Raw genomic sequence first — 19,135 nt, 5'->3', positions numbered from 1 at the left:
CGCCATGGCCTATCCCGATCTTTACCTGATGATCGACGGCCAGCGGCTGTCGGGCGGCGGGCGGCGCATCCATAAGGTCGTCAACCCCGCCACCGGCGCGGCGCTGGCCGACTTGCCGCTGGCCGATGCAGCCGACCTGGACGCCGCGCTGGCGGCGGCACAGCGAGGCTTTCGCCGCTGGCGCGACTCCACTCCGCAGGAGCGCGCCGCCGTGCTGCAAGGTGCCGCGCGGCTGATGGTCGAACGGCAGGAAGACCTTGCCCGGATCGCGACACTGGAACAGGGCAAGACGCTGGCCGAAGCGCGCATCGAAGTGATGATGAATGTCGGCCTGTTCAACTTCTATGCCGGGGAGGTGTTTCGCCTCTACGGGCGCGCGCTCGTCCGCCCGGCCGGCCAGCGATCGACGGTGACGAAGGAGCCGGTCGGCCCGGTCGCGGCCTTTGCCCCCTGGAACTTTCCGCTGGGCAATCCCGGTCGCAAGCTGGGCGCGCCGATCGCGGCAGGCTGTTCCGTGATATTGAAGGCGGCGGAAGAAACGCCGGCGAGCGCGCTCGCCATATTGCAATGCCTGCTCGATGCCGGTCTGCCCGGCGATGTGGCGCAGGCCGTGTTCGGCGTGCCCGATGAAGTATCGCGGCATCTGCTCAGCTCCCCCATCATCCGCAAGATGAGCTTCACCGGCTCCACCAGTGTAGGCAAGCATCTGGCCAAGCTGGCGGCGGAGGATTGCAAGCGCACGACGATGGAACTGGGCGGACATGGCCCGGTGCTGGTGTTTGCCGACGCCGATATCGACAAGGCGCTCGATACGGTGGTGGCGGGCAAATATCGCAATGCGGGGCAGGTATGCGTGTCCCCGACCCGCTTCATCGTGGAAGCGGGCGTGCATGATCGCTTTCTCGCCGGCTTTGTCGATCGCGCGCAGAAGGTCGTGGTGGGTGACGGATCGGTCCCCGGCAGCATCATGGGACCGATGGCCAACGCCCGGCGGCTGGACGCGATGGACAGGCTGATCGGTGATGCCGTGGCAAAGGGCGCGACGCTGGAAACCGGCGGCGGGCGGATCGGCAAGGAGGGCTATTTCTACGCGCCCACCGTGCTGTCGGGTGCGCCGCTCTATGCCGACATCATGAACGAGGAACCGTTCGGCCCGGTCGCGCTCATCAATGCTTACCCCGATGAAGACGCGATGATCGCGGAGGCCAATCGCCTGCCCTATGGGCTGGCCGCCTATGCCTGGACCAGCGACGCCGCACGACAGCGCCGGGTGGCGCGCGATATCGAAGCCGGCATGGTCGGCATCAATACATCCATGATCGGCGGATCGGATTCCCCATTTGGCGGGGTCAAATGGTCTGGTCATGGCGCAGAGGACGGGCCGGAAGGGATCGACGCCTGCCTCGTCACCAAAGCCGTGCATGAAGGATAAGCGATGACGCATGAACTCAAGACAGGCGGCGATCGCGGCTATTTGCGCATCGCCACCGAAGAAGCCTTTGCCACGGGCGAGCAGATCGACGCCTATCTGCGCATGGTGCGCGACGGCACAGCGGACCGGGGCATGGTGTCGCTTTGGGGCTTTTACGGTCAATCGCCGTCGGAGCGCGCGACCCAGATCATCGACCGGCTGCTCGACCTGGGCGATCAGCGGCTGGCGGACATGGATGCGACAGGCATCGATGTCGCAATCCTGTCGCTGACATCGCCGGGGGTGCAACCCTTGCTGGACATTGCGGAGGCGAAGGCGATGGTGGGTCGCGCCAACGATCATCTGGCCGATCGTTGCGCCGCCCATCCTACCCGCTTCGTCGGCATGACCTCCATCGCGCCGCTGGACCCGGACTGGTCCGCCGCCGAAATCCGGCGCGGCGCGGACGACCTGGGGTTCAAGGGGGTGATGGTCAACAGCCATAGCCAGGGCGAATATCTGGACGATCCGAAATTCGACCCGATCTTCCGCGCGCTCGCCGATACCGGCCAGCCGCTCTACATCCACCCGTCGACCCCGCCCGACGCGATGATCGGGCCGATGCTGGAGGCGGGGCTGGACGGCGCGATCTTCGGCTTTGGCGTGGAGACGGGCATGCACCTGCTCCGCCTCATCACCATCGGTATTTTCGATCGCTATCCCGATTTGCAGATTATCGTCGGCCATATGGGGGAAGCTTTGCCCTACTGGCTCTATCGGCTCGATTACATGCACCAGGCCGGCGTGCGATCGCAGCGCTATGAACGGATGAAACCGCTGCAAAAGTCGATCCATGACTATATGCGATCGAACATCTGCGTTACCACCAGCGGCATGGCATGGGCGCCGGCGATCACATTCGCGCAATCCGTGCTGGGGGAGGATCGGGTCATGTATGCGATGGACTATCCCTATCAATATGTGGCGGACGAGGTGCGGACGCATGACCTGCTGGACATGTCCGACGCCGCCAGGCGCAAGCTGATGCAGACGAACGCCGAGCGCGTGTTCCGCCTGTGAGCCGGACGATCCCGCCCCGTAGCACCGCTTATTATGCGCTCGCGCTGGTCGCGGGCACGAACCTCGTCAGCCTGCTCGACCGTAATATCCTCGCCATCCTGGCCCCGGCGATCAAGGCGGATCTGAAGATCGGTGACGCGGAAATGGGGCTGCTCTACGGCACTGTCTTCGCCCTGTTCTACGCTTTGTTCTCGCTGCCGTTGGGGCGGCTGGCGGACGGCTGGGTCAGGACGAAGCTGCTCGCCATCACCATCGGCTTCTGGTCGCTCGCCACCGGCGGCGCGGCCTTTGCCACGGGCTTCTTCACGCTGATGCTCTCGCGCCTGTGCGTGGGCATAGGCGAGGCGGCGTCGCAGCCCGCCGGCACCAGCCTGACCTATGACTATTTCCCGCGGGAAAAGCGCGGCATGGTGATGGCGGTGATGGCCGCCGCGATCGCCATCGGCCTTGGCGGGTCGCTGATCATCGGCGGCGTCGCGGCGCAATGGTGGGATGCGCGCTATGTAGCGGGCGGAGCACCACTGGGCCTGAAGGGCTGGCAGTTCGCTTTCGCCGTGGCCGCTACGCCCGGCTTCCTTATCGCCTTTCTCATGAGCCGCCTTGCCGAGCCGGCGCGCGGCGCGATGGATGGCATCCCCACTCCACCCGATCCCCACCCTTTCCGCGCCAGCCTGTCCGTGCTGTGCGCCGTGACGCCGGGATTCCATTGGCTCAGCCTCGCCCAGGCACGGGCCAGCAGGCGCGACTGGCTGCGCAATATCGCTTCGCTGGCGCTGATCGTCATTGCCATGACGCTGGCGATCCGCTGGGCCGAGGCTTTCTCGCCGCGCCCACCGCTGATGCTGGGCGGCATCGCGATCAGCCCGCATGTCGTGCAGTGGAGCGTCATCGGCTTTGGCGCCTTCGTGATCATCAACCTGATGCAGAATCTCAAAGGCCGCGACCCCGTCGCCTTCGCGCTCATCACGCGCAATCCCTCGCTGCTGCTCTGCATCGCGGCGGGATCGCTCCAGGGCGTCATCAACTATGGCGTGATGGGCTTCACGCCCTCCTTCCTGATGAAAAGCTATGGCCTCTCACCCGCCGACACGGGCATGCAGTTCGGCCTGCTGTCCGCTGCGCTGGGTGTGGCCGGGCCGCTGCTGGCAGGGCCATTGTCCGACCGGATCGGCGCGCATCGCCTGTCGCGCCGCATCTGGGTGGCGCTGTTCGCCATGGGCCTGTCGCCGCTGATCGCGCTGTGGGTCTATCGCGCGGGGGATGCCAGCGGCTTCTATATGCGCTTCACCCTCTACAGCCTGATCCTGACCATGTGGATGCCACCACTTTATGCGGTGCTGTTCGAACAGGTGCTGCCGCGCATGCGCGGCCTGACCGCCAGCCTCTATATCGTCGTATCGACCATCTTTGGGTTAGGGATTGGTCCCTATGCGGTGGGCATGATCAGCGACGCGCGTGGCGGCGATCTGGCCGGCGCGATCCTGTCGATCAACTGGGTGGCGCCGCCATTGGTGCTGCTGTTGCTGATCCTGCTGTGGCGGGTGGAGCGCGACCATGCCGGCCTGCTGCCGCGCGCGCGGGCGGCGGGGGAAGCGATCTGACGGGTCAGTCGCCCGACAGCAGGAAGGCGGCACACATCGTGCCCAGATCTTCCGTCAGCACATCCCAGTCGCCTTCCCAGCCCGCGGTGGTGGCGGACCCGAAGCCCAGATAGCGGGCAATCGCGGCGTAGATGACGCGATAGGCGGAATGGACCGCGCGCTCAGGATCGGGCTGCTTGATCTCCGCGCGGTGCGCCAGCATCATCGCCTGCACGCGATCCGCCACCTCGGCATAGCTTTTCTTGCCCGCCGCCGACACGATCGGGTCGGTCGTGGCGCGCAACATCATAGGCCGCATCAGGTCGGCATGTTTGCGCAGCACATTGGCGATGCCATTGACCAGCAAAGGCACCAGTTCGCGCAAGGTCGACGCCTTGGCATCCGCCTCCGCAATGACGCGCAACTGGTCGGCATTGACCGCTTCGAGCACCTGCGCCTGTACCGCACGGATCAGGTCGTCCTTGCTGTCGAAACGGCAATAGATGGAGCCGATCGACACCTTGCCGCGCTTGCCGACTTCCTGAAGCGTGAAATCATCATTGCCGCGTTCGCGCAACAAGGCTTCGGCCGCAGCGATCATCCGCTCGAACGACGCCTGGCTGCGCTGCTGGCGCGGGGCACGGGGCGGCGTGGTGCGCAAGGTGGATGTCGCTTTTGTCACAATATCAACCCCTCCCCACCACAGGCCCGCTTGTCAAGTCGGATCGCGCCGTCACATCCAGGCGACGGCGCGATCCCCATGATCAGAAGTGGAAGGCCAGGCGACCGCCATAAGTGCGGGGCGCCTGGAACTGATAGGTATTGACGTTGGCGACGAAGTTGCGCGACGCATTGGCATAGACCGCTTCGTCGGTGAAGTTGCGCACGAACAGTTGCACTTCCAGCGGACCATCCACCTGCGGCATCCAGGTCAGCGAGATATTGCCGGTGGCATAATTGCCCTGCCTGGTATCGGCGTCGTTGAACACGCTATAGTAGAAGGCCGAACTATATTTGCCGTCGATCCGCGGCTTGAGCGTGCCGTCGCCGATCGGGAAGACATATTCGAGGCCACCGGTCAGCGACAGGCGCGGCGCGTTTGGCAGGCGATTGCCGCTGATGTCACGTACCACACCGGCACCATCCCGCACACTGCCGACGCTGTCGGAGAAGTTGGCATGCAGCCAGGTGCCGTTGAGGTCCGCGCGCAGGCCGCCCAGCAGTGCAACGATCTGCGCTTCCGCACCATAGATGGTCGCGCTGCCGATGTTGAAGGTGCCACTGCCCGACGAGATCACTGCCGTCGTCTGCGAGGCCTGATAGCCCTTATATTGCTGGTAGAAGGCCGCAGCGTTGAATTGCAGCTTGTTGTTCAGGAAGCGGTTCTTGGTGCCGATTTCGAAGGCATCGAGATTTTCAGGCGCATAATCGACCGCCGGCGCGCTGCCGTTGGAATTGAAGCCGCCCGATTTATAGCCGGTATCATATTTCGCATAGACCAGATTCTGGTTGGTCGGCGACCAGTCGAGCCCGATATGATAGGTCGGCTTGTGCTGGCTGATCGAACCATTGCCGGGGGTGGTCACGATGATGGGCGGCAGCGCGCCATTGCTGGCAACTTGCAGGTTCAGGACACCCTGACCTTCGCGATCCTTCTTGTCCCAGGTATAGCGCACGCCGGCCGATGCCTTGAGCATATCCGTCAGCTTGTAGGTCGCATGGCCGAACACGGCGTCCGACTGGGTCTTTACCTTATAGTCGAATTTGATGAGATACTGTTCGGCAAAGGCGCCCGATCGGATCAGGAGGCCGCTGTCGATCGTGTTCTTCTCGTCGAAATGAAAATAGCCGGTCTGCAATGTGAAGCGCCCGTCCTGCGGCGTCGACAGGCGGACTTCATGGTTCCAGGTTTCCGGGCTTTCACTCTGGAGGAACTGACGTTCAATCGAGCCGCCCAGCGACGATGCGTCGAGCGCATGACGCCACTTCTGATTGTCGTAGCCGCCGGCATAGGTCAGCGTAAGGCCCATCGGCAGTGCATCATAGCTGAATTCCCAGCGGATGCGGTCGCCGTTCAGCTTCGTGAAGGTCGGTTGATAATTGGGGAAACGCTTTTCGTCGGTGATGCTGGGCACGGTCGATATCGGCGATTGCAGAGCCAGATCGCCCACGGCGTCGATCGCGTCATGCTGGTAGCTTATCAGGCCGGAAAAGCCGTCGAACGGCTGGAAGGCGACCTGGCCGCGGCCCGACAGCGTCTTTTCGTCATCGCCCTCGGCATTGATGACAGTGATGTCGCGATAGCCGTCGCGGCGGCGCGAAATGCCGGAGAAACGGAATTGCAGCTTGTCGCTGGCCGGCAGGTTGACGCCCGCCTCGACATTGACCGTGTCGTAATTGCCGACTTCGATCGACCCATAAGCGGACCGGTCATTGGTCGGCTTCTGGGTGATGATGCTGATCAGACCGCCGGTCGAGTTGCGGCCGAACAGGGTGCCTTGAGGCCCCTTGAGCACTTCGACGCGCGCCAGATCGTACATCGACGTGCCGATCGAGAAACTGCGATTGGTAAAGAAGCCGTCGCGCGCGATCGGCACCGAGGGATCGCCGATTTCGGTCACATCGGTCGAGGCGATGCCCCGGATCGCCACATAGGCGGCGCCGGTGCTGCTGGTGACATTGACGCTGGGGTCGATGGTCTGGAGCGACTGGACGCTGGCGACACCGGCGGAGGCGAGGTCGTTGCCCGAATAGACGGTGAGCGCGGTCGCCGTCTTCTGCGCGCTGCTCGCCACGCGGTTGGCGGTGACGACGATTTCTCCCAGTTCATTCTGGGGCGCGGCGCTGTCAGTGCTGGCCTGCGGCGCGGCGTCAGTTTGAGCGGCAGCGCCCTGCGCGGCGCACGCCAGCGCGGCGGCAGCCGTCGACATCAGAAAAGTGGAAAAAGCGGTGCGCATCATATCCTCCCCATACGCTTATGTCGCCCCTGTGCCGGGGCCGATAGTTGCTTCCGGCCCTTGTGCAGAGTGACCGGATGCCCCTTTGCTATTGTCCCTTTTGATAAAAATCAATATTCAAATTCTAGTTTCTATATTCCAAGAACCGGATGAACCGGATTGATGAGGGCAGGATCATGAAAAAGCGCCATTTTTTCGGAGCGACGGCTGCGTCGATGTTGCTGATCAGCGTGGCCGGGCAGGCGCAAACCGACCCGTTGCTCGACGGATTTCGCGATCCGCCCGCCAGCGCCCGCCCTCATGTCTGGTGGCACTGGATGAACGGCAACGTCGAATCGGAGGGGGCGAGGCGCGATCTGGAATGGATGCGACGGATCGGCATCGGCGGCGTCCATCTGTTCGAGGCGGGCATGGACGCGCCGACGATCGTGCCGGAACGGCGCGTGTATATGAGCCAAGCGTGGCGCGAGGTGTTGAAGGACAGCGTGGCCACCGCCGCCGCGCTGGACCTGCCGCTGGGGATCGCGACATCGGGCGGCTGGAGCGCGACCGGCGGGCCGTGGGTCAGGCCCGAGGACGCGATGAAGAAGCTGGTGTGGAGCGAGACGCTGGTCGAAGGCGGTCGGCGCTTTACGGGCGCCCTGACGATGCCACCGGCAATGGCTGGTCCCTATCAGGATGTGCCGTTGACGATGGTCCAGCCCGGCGAAGCGGAAGGGCCGGCGCTCTATCGTGACGCGCGGGTGATCGCGGTGCCGGCGGCGGCACCCGATGTGGTTCCGGCGCAGATGATCGCCAATAGTGGAAAATTGGACGGGCCGATGCTGGCCGACGGCTATTATGGCCCAGCCCTCACGCTATCGACGGAGCAGGGCGAGGCGTGGGTCGCCTATGCCTATGACCGGCCGCAGACGATCCGGTCGGTGACGGTCGGCCTGCCCGGCCCGCGTGGTTTCGGCACGCCGGCCCCGCCGATCGCGACGTTGGAGGCGAGCGACGATGGCGTGCACTATCGCCCGATCGCGGCGTTGCCGCCATCGACATCGCCGGTGCGATCGGCCAGTTTCGCGCCTGTCACTGCGCGCTGGTTTCGCCTGCGCCTGACGCCCGATCCCAAGCCGAGTTTCATGGACAGGCTGACCTATGCGCCGGGCGCGCTGCGGCCACCCTTCCCCAGCGGTCCGGCCTCCAGTTATGCGCTGTCGGAATTTGCGCTGCATGGCGAGGCGCGGGTACGGCAGGCGGAGGAGAAGGCCGGCTTTGCCACACTGCCCGAATATTATGCGGCGGCCACGCCAGCGGCCGGGGGCGTCGCACCGGACAAGGTGATCGACCTGACCGGCCGGATGCGGCCGGACGGCACGCTCGACTGGACGCCGCCGCCGGGGCGCTGGCGCGTGCTGCGCATGGGCTGGTCGCTGACCGGGCATCGCAACGGTCCCGCGCCGAAAGAGGCGACGGGACTGGAGGCGGACAAGCTGTCCGCGCCGCGCGTAACCGCCTATATCGACCATTTTCTAGGCCTGTATCGCCAGTCGGTGGGTGACGATCTGATCGGGGCGAAGGGCATAAGGTCGATGCTGAGCGACAGCATCGAAGCAGGGCCGCAAAACTGGACCGAGGATTTGCCAGCGCAGTTCGCGAAACGGCGCGGCTATGACCCCACGCCCTGGCTGCCAGCGCTGACCGGGATCGTGATCGGCGACACGGCGAAGACGGACGCTTTTCTGTGGGACTGGCGCCGGACGATCGCAGAACTATACAGCGAAGCGCATTATGGCGTGCTGGCCGACACGGCGCACAAGGCGGGCATGACCTATTATGCCGAGGCGCTGGAGGATCATCGGCCGCAACTGGGCGACGATCTGGCGATGCGCGCCCATGCCGATGTGCCGATGGGCGCAATGTGGACGCTGGAGCCGGGCGCAACGCCAAACCCGACCTATGTCGCCGATATCAAGGGTGCGGCGTCTGTCGCCAATCTTTATGGCAAGGCGGCGGTAGGGGCGGAATCGCTGACCGCATTCGGCCATCCCTGGGCCTATGCGCCGGCCGACCTGAAGGCCACGGTCGATCTGGAATTTGCGCTGGGCGTCAATCGCCTGCTGATCCACACATCCGCACACCAGCCTTTCACGGATCGCGCGCCGGGCTTTGCACTGGCCACCTTCCTCGGCCAGTATTTCACCCGAAACGAGACATGGGCGGAGATGGCGGACGGCTGGACCGACTATCTGGCGCGCACCAGCTTCCTGCTGCAACAAGGGCATCATGTCGCCGACATCGCCTATTTCTATGGCGAGGAAAGCCCGGTTACGGGCCTGTATGGCGATACACCGGTCAGCGATGTGCCGGCAGGATATGACTATGATTTCGTCAATGCCGATGCGCTGGCCAGCCGGTTGAGCGTCAAGGGCGGACGGCTGGTGACGCCGGAGGGACAAAGCTGGCGCCTGCTCTATCTGGGCGGATCGAGCGCGAAAATGACGCTGGCGACCCTGCGCCGGATCGAGGCGCTGGCCCGGGCCGGGGCGACGATCGTGGGCAAGCGGCCGACGGGATCGCCCAGTCTGGCGGACGATCCACAGATGATCGTGGCGCTGATCGACCGGTTGTGGAGCGGGCCGATCAAAAGCGATCTGGGCGCGGCTTTGGCGGTGCGGCCCGACTGGCGCTGGTCCGGCGAGGGGGCGCTGGCGCTGCTGCATCGGGTGGACGGCGAACGCGACATCTACTTTATCAGTAATCGGTCGAACAAGGCTGTGGACGGGACGATCGACTTGCGGGTCAGCGGCCGGACGCCGGAATTGTGGCGCGCGGACAGCGGGCGGACAGAGGCGGTCAGTTACGACATGGACGGGTACGGCACGCACATCCCGCTCCACCTGGACAAGGATGAGGCGATGTTCATCGTGCTGCGCAAGCCGACGTCGGCACGGTCTGTGCGAGTCGCGCCGGTGCAACGCCGGACGCTGGCGACGCTGGACGGCGACTGGCGGTTGCGTTTCGACGCCCGCCCCGGCGCGCCGACCGGTGAACGCGCGATGCCGCTGGGAGACTGGTCGAAGGCCGGCGACCCGGCCACCCGCTACTATTCCGGCATCGGCAGCTACAGTCGCAGTTTTACCCTGCCCAAAGGGTGGACGGCCGACCAAGGCCGCCTGTTGATCGACCTGGGTACCGTCGCCGATGTCGCGGAAATCCGCGTCAATGGCCAGCGCGCGGGCGTGGCGTGGAAGGTGCCCTATCAACTCGACATTACGCCCTATGCAAAGGTGGGCATCAACCGCCTGACCGTCCGGGTCGCCAATCTGTGGGTCAACCGGCTGATCGGCGATGCCCAGCCGGGCGCCACGCCCATGACCTTCACCACCGGTCCGACCTATGCCGCCGACGCGCCGCTGCGTCCTTCGGGGCTGATTGGTCCCGTCAATTTGATCGGCGTCAAAGAGGATTGACCTTCTCGATTCACATTATATAAGAATAATAATTCTAATATTGATGAATGGAGGGGAGCCCATGTTCAAGCGCGGCGTCAGCCTGTACAGTTTTCAGGAAGAGCTTTTTCTTGGCCAGATGACGGTGGAGGACGTGGTCGCCTTCGCCGCGTCGATCGGTGCCAACGGCATCGAGATTTTGCCCGAGCAGAATATGCCCGGCTTCCCGAACATCGACGATGCGACCGTGAACCAGTGGCTGGCGATGATGGATCGCCATGGCACCACCCTGACCTGCTACGACATGTTCCTGGACACCAAGCGGCGCAAGGACCGCCTGATGACCGACGACGAGCAGGTCGAATCGATCGTCCGTGACCTGAAGCTGTGCAATCGGCTGGGTATCAGGAACATGCGTGTGCTGGTGTTCGTGCGGCCCGACATCCTCGAACGCTGCGTCCCCTATGCCGAACAATATGACGTGCATATGGGGGTGGAGGTCCATGCGCCATGGCATCTGGACCATGCCTGGATCCTGCGCACGATCGAGGTCGCCGATCGGCTGGGCACACAGCATCTCGGCATCCTGCCCGACATGGGCATCTTCATGAAACATTACCCGCCCGAATTCCGCGACCGCTTCCTGCGGCAGGGCGCGACGCCGGACATCGTCGATTTCATCATCGACCAGCATGAACAGAAGATCATGTGCGAATATACGATCTTTGAAGTGGCGGTGAAGATGGGCGGCAACAAGGCGGACATCGCCATGGCCGAAACGCTGCGCCACGCGCCCTATTCCAATCCGAAGCGCATCCGCGATTTCATCCCCTATTTCTGCCACATCCAGGCGAAATTCTATGGCATGGCGGACGATTGCACCGATCCCACCATCGCCTATGACGAGGTGATCCCGGAACTGGTGGCGGGCGGATGGGACGGATATCTGTCGTCCGAATATGAGGGCAATCGCTGGGTACAGGATGCCGGCCCGGTCGATAGTCGCGAGCAAGTGCGCCGCCAGCATGTAATGTTCGAGGCGCTTGCCGCCAAGGTCGCGGAACCCGCGCTGTGAGGCTGCGCCTGCTTCTGGCGCTGGGAGCGGCGCTGCTGCCGCTGCCTGCCATGGCGCAAGGCCCCGGCCCAAGCCGCGAGACGATTTCCACGCCGGTTCAACCCGGTACGATTGCCTTGCCGACGGCCACGCCCGGTGCCGACAAAGAGGTCTGGCATCTGGACAATGGCCAGGTCGCCGTGCGCAATGTCGTGCGCCCGACGCTGACGCCGGTGCTGCCGGTCGGCCGACCCAATGGCATAGCGATGATCGTCGCGCCGGGCGGCGGCTTCCTCGGCCTCGCGATCGAGAAGGAAGGCTGGGACGTCGCCCGCTGGCTCGCCAATCAGGGCATTACCGCCTTCGTCCTCAAATATCGGGTGATGCCGACACCGGCATCGCAACCGGAGTTCGCCGAGAAGCTGATGCGCGCGATCAAGGGGGAGAAGGTCGGCTTCGGTCCGCCCGACGATACACCGCCAGAAGCGCTGGCCGACGGCATCGCGGCCGTGCGCTATGTCCGCGCCCATGCTGCCGATTATGGGCTGAACCCCAAGAGCATCGGCATGATGGGTTTTTCCGCCGGCGGCTTCCTGACGCTCAGTACCGCGCTGGCGCTGCCGGCCGGCGAGCGGCCCGATTTCATCGCGCCCATCTATCCCAATATGGCGGCGCGTACCGTTCCGGCCGATGCTCCGCCCATGTTCGTGGCGATCGCCAATGATGATTTCCTGCTGGCGCGCGGCGGCCTTGGCCTGATCGACAGTTGGCGACAGGCGAAGCGGCCGGTGGAGTTCCATCTGTTCGAAAGCGGCGACCATGGCTTTGGACTCGGCAAGGCGGACACGCCGACCGAGGACTGGCCCGCCCTGCTGCTGCGCTGGATCAGGCTCAACACGCCCGCGCGCTGACCCCATTTCACGAAGGACCGTTTCGATGTTCGACAAATATCTCATCCTGGAAGACAGCGTTCGCGCCACCGACAGCGGTTTCGCCTTCGACGCGCGGCTTGGCTATTATCGTGGGCTAGGCCTGTCGATGATCGAGGATCTGGCCGTCACGCTGGACGGCGAAGCGCAGCCGCGCGCGGCGGTCTTCTTCGAGCAGCACGGCAAGAGCTGGAGTCTGGACGCCATGGAGGAGGCTTTTAACGATCGCTGGGAGTTCGGCAGCATCGCCACCATCCGGGTGGAACGCGCGGGCAGGCTTGGCGCCGGTGCGTATAGCCTGACGCTCAAGGAAAAGCTGCGCATTTCCTACCTGCCTTTCCCGCTCTTCGCCGAGGACAGCAAGGTCGTCGCCGTCGCCGCCTGACCCGGTCAGGCGGACTTGACGCTCTTCGCATATCCTTTTATCAGAATTATAATTCTAGTTTAAATCAGGAGGGGGCCATGCGCTTTTCCATTTTCTTGAATGCCCGCACGACGGCCGCCGACCAGGATCGCCAGTTGATCCTGGACCTGATCGACCATAGCGAGAAAGCGGAGGCGCTGGGCTTTGACGCGGTGTTCCTGCCGGACCATCATTTCACCGGTTACATGCCGGTCGCGTCCGACCCGATGATGTTCGCCGCCTATCTGGCCGCCAAGCTGAAGCGCATGTATTTCGGTTTCTCCGTGACGTCGGTGCCGCTGCATCATCCGGTCCGCTTCGTGGAACGCATCAACATTCTGGACCAGTTGACGCAGGGCAAGCTGCTGGTCGGCATCGGCTCCGGCACCACGCCGGAAGAGATGATCGGCTTCGGCGTCAATTATAAGGAAGCGTCGGCCGTGGCCGAAGCCAATCTTGGCATCGCCGAACAGCTTTGGGCGAAGACGATCGACTCCGCGCCGGTGAAGATCGACAATGGTCCGTTCAAGGGCGAAGTGCTCCAGCGCATCGCCCCTGCCCCCTATTCGCCCGGTCATGCCCGGCTGATGCCGGTGGCGATGAAGGAAGCGTCCATGCGCCGCGCCGCCGAACATGGCTGGCCCGCCTTCATCCCGGCCTTCACCCCGCCCAAGATCGGCGGGACCGAGCCGCTGACCCATGTCACCAAATATTTCACCGCCTATCGTGACGCGCTGCTGGCGGCGGGCCATGCGGATGCGGTCGTCGCCGATGCGCTTTCGTGGACCACCCACACCTATCAGTGCGTCCATGTCGCCGAGACGGACGAGCAGGCGCGTGAGGAATTGGAGCAGATCCTGACCGCCTATCAGGAGGCGGTCGATCGCGAGCAATATTATGCCGACAAGGCCGAGCGCGAATCCGCCAACCAGAAGACCGACAAGACGCCGCTGGCGCTGACCGAGGACTGGATCGGCACCTGGTGCCTCTATGGATCGCCTGAAACGGTGATCGAACATCTGAGGCCCTATCAGGAACTGGGCATCGGCAATGTCCTGTGCGGCACCACCACGGGTCCGCTGACGCAGCAGCGGCTCGACTGGGGCAATCGGACGCTTGAGTTGCTGTCCGAAAAGGTGATGCCGGCGCTGAACGGCGTGCCGGCATGGCATTGATCGTCGGCATCGGCGGCACCAATCGGCCCGGATCGTCGAGCGAGCGGCTGACCGAAGCGGCGCTGGACCATGCGCGCGAACTGGGCGCGGAAACGCGGATGTTCGGCGGCGCGGCACTGGCCGCCCTGCCCCATTTCGCGCCGGAAAGCCCGGAGCGGACAGCGGGCGAGCGGGAACTGGTGGAAGCCGTGCGCGCGGCCGATGGCCTGATCATCGCCTCGCCCGGCTATCATGGCGGGGTGTCTGGGCTGGTGAAGAATGCCATCGACCTGCTGGAGGATTTGCGCGGCGACGCCCGCCCCTATTTTGACGGGCGCGCCGTGGGGCTGATCGTCACGGCAGCGGGCTGGCAGGCGGGCGGCGTCACCTTGCAGGCGCTGCGCGGCATCATCCATGCGATGCGCGGCTGGCCGACGCCCATGGGCGTGGCGATCAACAGTATCGAACAAAAGCCCTTCGGCGCGGATGGTGCGGTGACGGACGAGGCCATTGCCGGTCAGCTTAAGATGCTGGCCGGGCAGGTGATGGGTTTCGCCCAACGATAGAGTGAAGGTCCGTTCGCCCTAAGTCCGAACGGGGGAGAGAAAGAGAAAATGACCAGAGACGATGCCATCGCCCTGACCGTCGGCCGCGACATGTGGTCGACCGCGCAGCTACCCGGCATTCCCTCCGCCAGGATGGCCGACGGGCCGATGGGCATCGCCAGCGGCCGGGTGGACGAGCGGGACGTGTCGGTGCTGACCCCTTGCGGCATGGCGCTGGGCGCGACCTTCGACCCCGATCTGGTGCGCAAGGTCGGTGCGATCGTGGGCGGTGAGGCCAAGCGGCTGGGCGTCGACATGGTGCTGGCGCCCAACGTCAATCTGGTCCGCACGCCGCTGGCCGGGCGTGCCTTTGAACTGTTCGGCGAAGACCCGCTGCTGGCGGGCACGCTGGGCGTCGCGTGGATCGGGGGGCTGCAAAGCCGCCATGTCGGTGCCGTCGCCAAGCATCTGGTCTGCAACGACAGCGAAACGATGCGCGACAGCTATGACGCGCAGATTGACGAGAAGGCGTTGCGCGAAGTCTATCTGCTGCCGTTCGAAATGGCGGCTAAGGCCGGCTGCGCGGGTTTGCTCGCAGCCTATAACCGGGTCAATGGCAGCTATTGCGCGGAACAGGCGCACGTGCTGACGACCGTGGTGCGGGACGATTGGGGGTTTGAGGGCTTCACCGTCAGCGACTGGTTCGGGTCGAAGTCGACTGCACCGGCGATGATCGCGGGCCTCGATCTGGAAATGCCCGGTCCGGCGCGCTTCTATGGCCAGAAGCTGAGCGCCGCCGTGGATGCGGGCGAACTGGACGAGGCGCGCATCCTGACCGCCGCCGATCGGGTCGCTACCGCGGCGCGGGCATGGGCCGGCGGCGATGCCGGCAATGAGCCGGGCGACCGCGCGACGATCCTGGCCGATGCTGCCGCCGCCAGCTTCGTGTTGCTGGATAATCGCGACGCGCTGCTGCCGATGACGCCGGGGCGGCACAAGCGGATCGCGCTGATCGGACCCAATGCCGCAGCGCCCTGTTTCCAGGGCGGCACCTTCGCCAAGATCGCGTTGCGGCCCGACGCCATCGGACTGGTCGATGCGCTGCGGGCGCGCTACGGCGCGGACACCGAAATCATATTCGAGCCGGGAACCGATCCAAGCCCGCGCCTGCCCGCCATGCCGGCAGCACCTGCACAGGATATCGGCGATGGCTGCACGCACGGCATGACCGTCTCCTTCTTTGGCGGGCATGATTTTTCCGATACGCCGCTGTTTCAGGAAACGCGCGACACCAACAGCCTGACCTGGTTCGCCGGGATGCCGGGCATGGACGCCTTCGACCGCCCCGGCGGCGTGCGCGCGGCGGGCCGCTTCGCCGCGCCGGTCGATGGCGATTATCGCCTGCATATCGGCGGAACCGGATCGGTGACGCTGCGTGTCGATGGCGAGGTGGTCCATAGCGCCAGCCGGTCGATCGCACCGGGCGACATCATGGGCGTGCTCAAGAGTGGGGACAGCGATCATGTTGTGCTGCCGCTGGAGGCGGAGCGCATCTATCTGATCGAAGCCGAACTGCGGTTCGAACCGGCGCGGGCGCAGGGCCTGTGGTATGGCGTGGCGACGCCGGGCGATCCCGAAACCTTGCTGGCGCGGGCCGAGGCGGCGGCACGGGACGCCGACGCGGTGGTGCTGGTGCTAGGCGAGACGTCGGACGCCGGCGTGGAAAGCAAGGATCGCGATACGACCTTCCTGTCGCCCGACCAGATCGCATTGGCAAAGCGCGTCTGCGCTGCCAATGCGCGGACCGCGATCATCGCCAATGTCGCCCATGCGATCGACACCGGCTTTGCCGCCGATGCCGCCGCTTTGATGATCGTCTGGTATCCGGGCGAGGAATTCGGACCGGCGCTGGCTTCCGTGCTGGCGGGCGACCGGGAACCTTCGGGCCGCCTGCCGGTCAGCTTTGCCGCGGACGAGGCCGACTATCCGGTCTTCGGCGCGATTCCCGATGCCGATGGCGGCCTGCCTTATGCCGAGGGCACGAAGATCGGCTATCGCGGCTTCACGGCGCGACCGGCTCATGCTTTCGGCGCGGGGACGGGCTATGGCGCTTTCACTGTGGTCGATGTGCAGGCGACTGGCCCCTTCACCATCGCCGTGACGGTGCGCAACGATGCCGGCCGCGCCAGCGCATTCGTCGCGCAGGTCTATCTGGCCGAGGATGGCGCGCTGATCGGCTTTGCCAAGCAGGTCATTGACGCCGGCGAAACCGCAACCCTCATGGTCATAGTCGATTCCATCGCTCTGCGTCGCTGGACCGATGACGGCTGGCAGATGCCCGGCGGCCCGGTGCCCGTCGCGATCGGCGCGTCCAGCATCGACCTGCCGTTCAGGATCGACCTGCCAGTGGCCTGAACCCGATCCTCTCTCTGACTGCCGCAGGCGTCCGACGCCTGCGGTATCCTTGTGTCAGGCGAGCGCGCGATGGCGCGCGGCCAGCCATCGGCGGTCCACTCGATCAGCTCCAGCAAAATTTGCCGCCCCAGCGTCCGGTGGCCATTTTCACAGCCATGATAGACCAGATACCCGCGCACGCCCGCACCCTCGATCGCCGTGGCGGGCCGGGCGACCACCATTGTTCACTGTCACTCTTCGTGCGCAGGTTCGGGTTGTGCAGGCAGTTTTCCCACGGCCCGTTCGCCGATCGGGATGGCGCCGCAATGACCATATGGCCCGTCGCTCGACCGCCGGTGCCACCGACCGCGCTGATCAGATGGAGCCTGTCCCCCGCCGCATCAGCTTGGGGCCTTCCGTCACCCAGTCGTCTGGATAGTGCCAGCCGTCATAGGCCTTCTCCACCGACCCCACGATCGCCAGGCGTCGCGCGATAGCCACCCGGTTGACGCCGGACAGGGACAGATAGCGTTCCCCATCCTCGCCCACCAGATGGCCCGGATCAATCCGGCGCCGCTTACCGCGCACATCGGTTGGAAGCAGCGGCTCGATCCGAGACCTTTGCGCGTCGGAAGACCAGAAGAAATCGGCCGTCTCATCGCCTCCTCATTCACCCAGTGAATCAGGATCGGGCGAACATGGAAAGCCGATCATTGGGTCCGGGCCATAGTCTTCGCTCCGCTTAGGTCGGAATATGGAAGCTATGATCGTCGATCACCAAATAACTCCTGGCTCGATCGATGGAGGCATATCAGATCAATTAGATATGCCTTGTCATCGCGAGTCTACATAACTTGTTTTGCAAGATGTGAAAAATTCTACAGCGTACCTGCCCTGCTCCCTTGGACCGAAGCTGGACTTGCCGCGTCCGCCAAAGGGAACGTGATAATCGACGCCTGCTGTCGGCAGGTTCACCATCACCATGCCGGCGCGGCTGTTCCGTTTGAAATCGGCGGCGTATTTGAGGCTGGAGGTGCAGATACCAGCGGTCAGACCGAACGTCGTGTCGTTCGCCATCTCTAAAGCTTCGGCATAATCCTTTGCCGGTATGACGCAGGCGACGGGACCGAAAATCTCCTCCCGCCCAATCGCCATGTTGTTGATCGCGTCGGTAAAAAGTGTGGGTGCCATATAGAATCCCGGCGTATCGCATTCCACGCGATGCCCACCAAAGGCCAGGGTCGCGCCCTCGTCGCAGCCGCGCTGGACATAGGCGAGGTTGCTGTCCAGTTGCGCCTGACTGACGACCGGTCCGACAAATATATCCGCGCCAAGGGCGTGGCCGACCTTCAGGTGCCGCAGCCGTTCGATCAGTTGCGCAACAAAGCGATCATGAATGGCATCGGTGACGATGAACCGTTCGGGCGCGGTGCAACGCTGGCCGGTAGACATATAGGCGGCGTTGACCGCGACCGAGACGGCAAGGTCGAGGTCCGCATCATCGAGAATGACGAGCGGGTTCTTGCCCCCCATCTCCAACTGGAATTGCCTCATCGGCGACGATGCGACACATGCGGCAGCGATGGTCCTGCCGACATTGACGGAGCCGGTAAAGCTGATCGCATCGATGCCGGGGTGGGACAGGATGGCATTGCCGACCACCCGTCCCTTGCCGAAGATCATGTTGAAGACGCCCGGCGGACCCCCCGCCTGATCGATGATCCGGGCCAGCCACAGTGCGGTTGCGGGAGTCAGGTCGGCCGGCTTGAACAGGACCGCATTGCCATAGGCAAGCGCGGGCGCGATCTTCCAGGCGGGAATGGCGATCGGGAAATTCCATGGCGTGATGATGCCGACCACCCCCACAGGCTCGCACGTCACCTCTATATCGACGCCATCTCGAACCGACGCCAGCCTGTCGCCGGTCTGGCGCAAACATTCGCCCGCGAAGAAGCCGAATATTTGACTGGCGCGGTGAACTTCAGCCACAGCTTCGGCCAGCGGCTTGCCCTCCTCCCGCGCCAGGACCGTGCCGATTTCGGTGGCGGCGGTGGTAATTGAGTCGGCAATCCGGCGCAGCATGTCGTGGCGCAACTCGCGGGGTAAATTAGCGGAGTGCGGGCTTCGTCTGGGGGTTGATGTTAGGCGGCAAACTTGCGGTGCTGCAAGCGCCGATGTTCGATGGTCTGTC

General features: G+C 64.3%; 14 protein-coding genes. 10 read left to right on the top strand and 4 right to left on the bottom strand.

Annotation, left to right across the window (positions count from 1 at the left end; translation table 11 throughout):
- Positions 1 to 4 precede the first annotated feature (4 nt).
- Genes ASE85_RS12705 through ASE85_RS12695 form a run of 3 tightly spaced genes read left to right on the top strand, consistent with a single transcriptional unit; the run spans position 5 to position 4,092 of the window.
- A complete protein-coding gene (locus tag ASE85_RS12705) occupies positions 5 to 1,432 on the top strand; it encodes an NAD-dependent succinate-semialdehyde dehydrogenase (RefSeq protein ID WP_056688829.1) in 1,428 nt (475 codons plus the stop codon).
- 3 nt (positions 1,433 to 1,435) lie between these two features.
- Entirely contained in the window at positions 1,436 to 2,491 is a 1,056-nt protein-coding gene (locus ASE85_RS12700; protein ID WP_056688826.1) for an amidohydrolase family protein, read from the top strand.
- Positions 2,488 to 4,092: an MFS transporter gene (locus ASE85_RS12695; RefSeq protein ID WP_056688823.1), complete on the top strand. Its 1,605-nt coding sequence runs from the start codon at positions 2,488 to 2,490 to the stop codon at positions 4,090 to 4,092. The genes ASE85_RS12700 and ASE85_RS12695 overlap by 4 nt, the downstream gene beginning before the upstream one ends.
- Before the next feature lie 4 nt (positions 4,093 to 4,096).
- Here the strand turns inward: ASE85_RS12695 and ASE85_RS12690 are convergent, their stop codons facing one another.
- Both ASE85_RS12690 and ASE85_RS12685 read right to left on the bottom strand, forming a co-directional pair.
- Positions 4,097 to 4,753: a TetR/AcrR family transcriptional regulator gene (locus ASE85_RS12690; RefSeq protein WP_156358322.1), complete on the bottom strand. Its 657-nt coding sequence runs from the start codon at positions 4,751 to 4,753 to the stop codon at positions 4,097 to 4,099.
- A gap of 82 nt (positions 4,754 to 4,835) precedes the next feature.
- Positions 4,836 to 7,031 carry a TonB-dependent receptor gene (locus ASE85_RS12685; protein WP_056688818.1) on the bottom strand — a complete coding sequence of 732 codons (2,196 nt, stop codon included), beginning with the start codon at positions 7,029 to 7,031 and terminating at the stop codon, positions 4,836 to 4,838.
- A 173-nt stretch (positions 7,032 to 7,204) separates the two neighbouring features.
- On the opposite strand from ASE85_RS12685, the gene ASE85_RS12680 reads away from it, so the two are divergent.
- From ASE85_RS12680 to ASE85_RS12650, 7 genes are all read left to right on the top strand, one after another.
- Positions 7,205 to 10,486, top strand: coding sequence for a glycosyl hydrolase (locus tag ASE85_RS12680; protein ID WP_056688861.1), 3,282 nt, complete (start codon positions 7,205 to 7,207; stop codon positions 10,484 to 10,486).
- Between the two features lie 61 nt (positions 10,487 to 10,547).
- Positions 10,548 to 11,540, top strand: coding sequence for a sugar phosphate isomerase/epimerase family protein (locus tag ASE85_RS12675; protein WP_056688815.1), 993 nt, complete (start codon positions 10,548 to 10,550; stop codon positions 11,538 to 11,540).
- Complete coding sequence (locus ASE85_RS12670; RefSeq protein WP_056688812.1) at positions 11,537 to 12,430, top strand: alpha/beta hydrolase; 894 nt, start codon at positions 11,537 to 11,539, stop codon at positions 12,428 to 12,430. The genes ASE85_RS12675 and ASE85_RS12670 overlap by 4 nt, the downstream gene beginning before the upstream one ends.
- Positions 12,431 to 12,455: 25 nt before the next feature.
- A complete protein-coding gene (locus ASE85_RS12665; RefSeq protein ID WP_056688809.1) occupies positions 12,456 to 12,833 on the top strand; it encodes a C-glycoside deglycosidase beta subunit domain-containing protein in 378 nt (125 codons plus the stop codon).
- A 77-nt stretch (positions 12,834 to 12,910) separates the two neighbouring features.
- A complete protein-coding gene (locus tag ASE85_RS12660; protein WP_056688806.1) occupies positions 12,911 to 14,026 on the top strand; it encodes an LLM class flavin-dependent oxidoreductase in 1,116 nt (371 codons plus the stop codon).
- Positions 14,017 to 14,571 (top strand): NADPH-dependent FMN reductase, encoded by a 555-nt coding sequence (locus tag ASE85_RS12655; RefSeq protein ID WP_056688804.1) that lies wholly within the window; start codon positions 14,017 to 14,019, stop codon positions 14,569 to 14,571. The genes ASE85_RS12660 and ASE85_RS12655 overlap by 10 nt, the downstream gene beginning before the upstream one ends.
- A gap of 48 nt (positions 14,572 to 14,619) precedes the next feature.
- Entirely contained in the window at positions 14,620 to 16,965 is a 2,346-nt protein-coding gene (locus ASE85_RS12650) for a beta-glucosidase (protein WP_056688801.1), read from the top strand.
- A 354-nt stretch (positions 16,966 to 17,319) separates the two neighbouring features.
- Here the strand turns inward: ASE85_RS12650 and ASE85_RS12645 are convergent, their stop codons facing one another.
- Positions 17,320 to 17,532: a hypothetical protein gene (locus ASE85_RS12645; RefSeq protein ID WP_056688798.1), complete on the bottom strand. Its 213-nt coding sequence runs from the start codon at positions 17,530 to 17,532 to the stop codon at positions 17,320 to 17,322.
- Positions 17,533 to 17,778: 246 nt separating this feature from the next.
- Positions 17,779 to 19,135 (bottom strand): aldehyde dehydrogenase family protein (locus tag ASE85_RS12640; protein ID WP_156358321.1); only part of this gene is annotated, 1,357 nt, incomplete at its 5' end.

The sequence above is a fragment of the Sphingobium sp. Leaf26 genome, from assembly GCF_001421665.1.
GTDB lineage: Bacteria > Pseudomonadota > Alphaproteobacteria > Sphingomonadales > Sphingomonadaceae > Sphingobium.
Note: the sequence above shows the minus strand (reverse complement) of the source record. Positions and strands in the feature narration are given on the sequence as shown.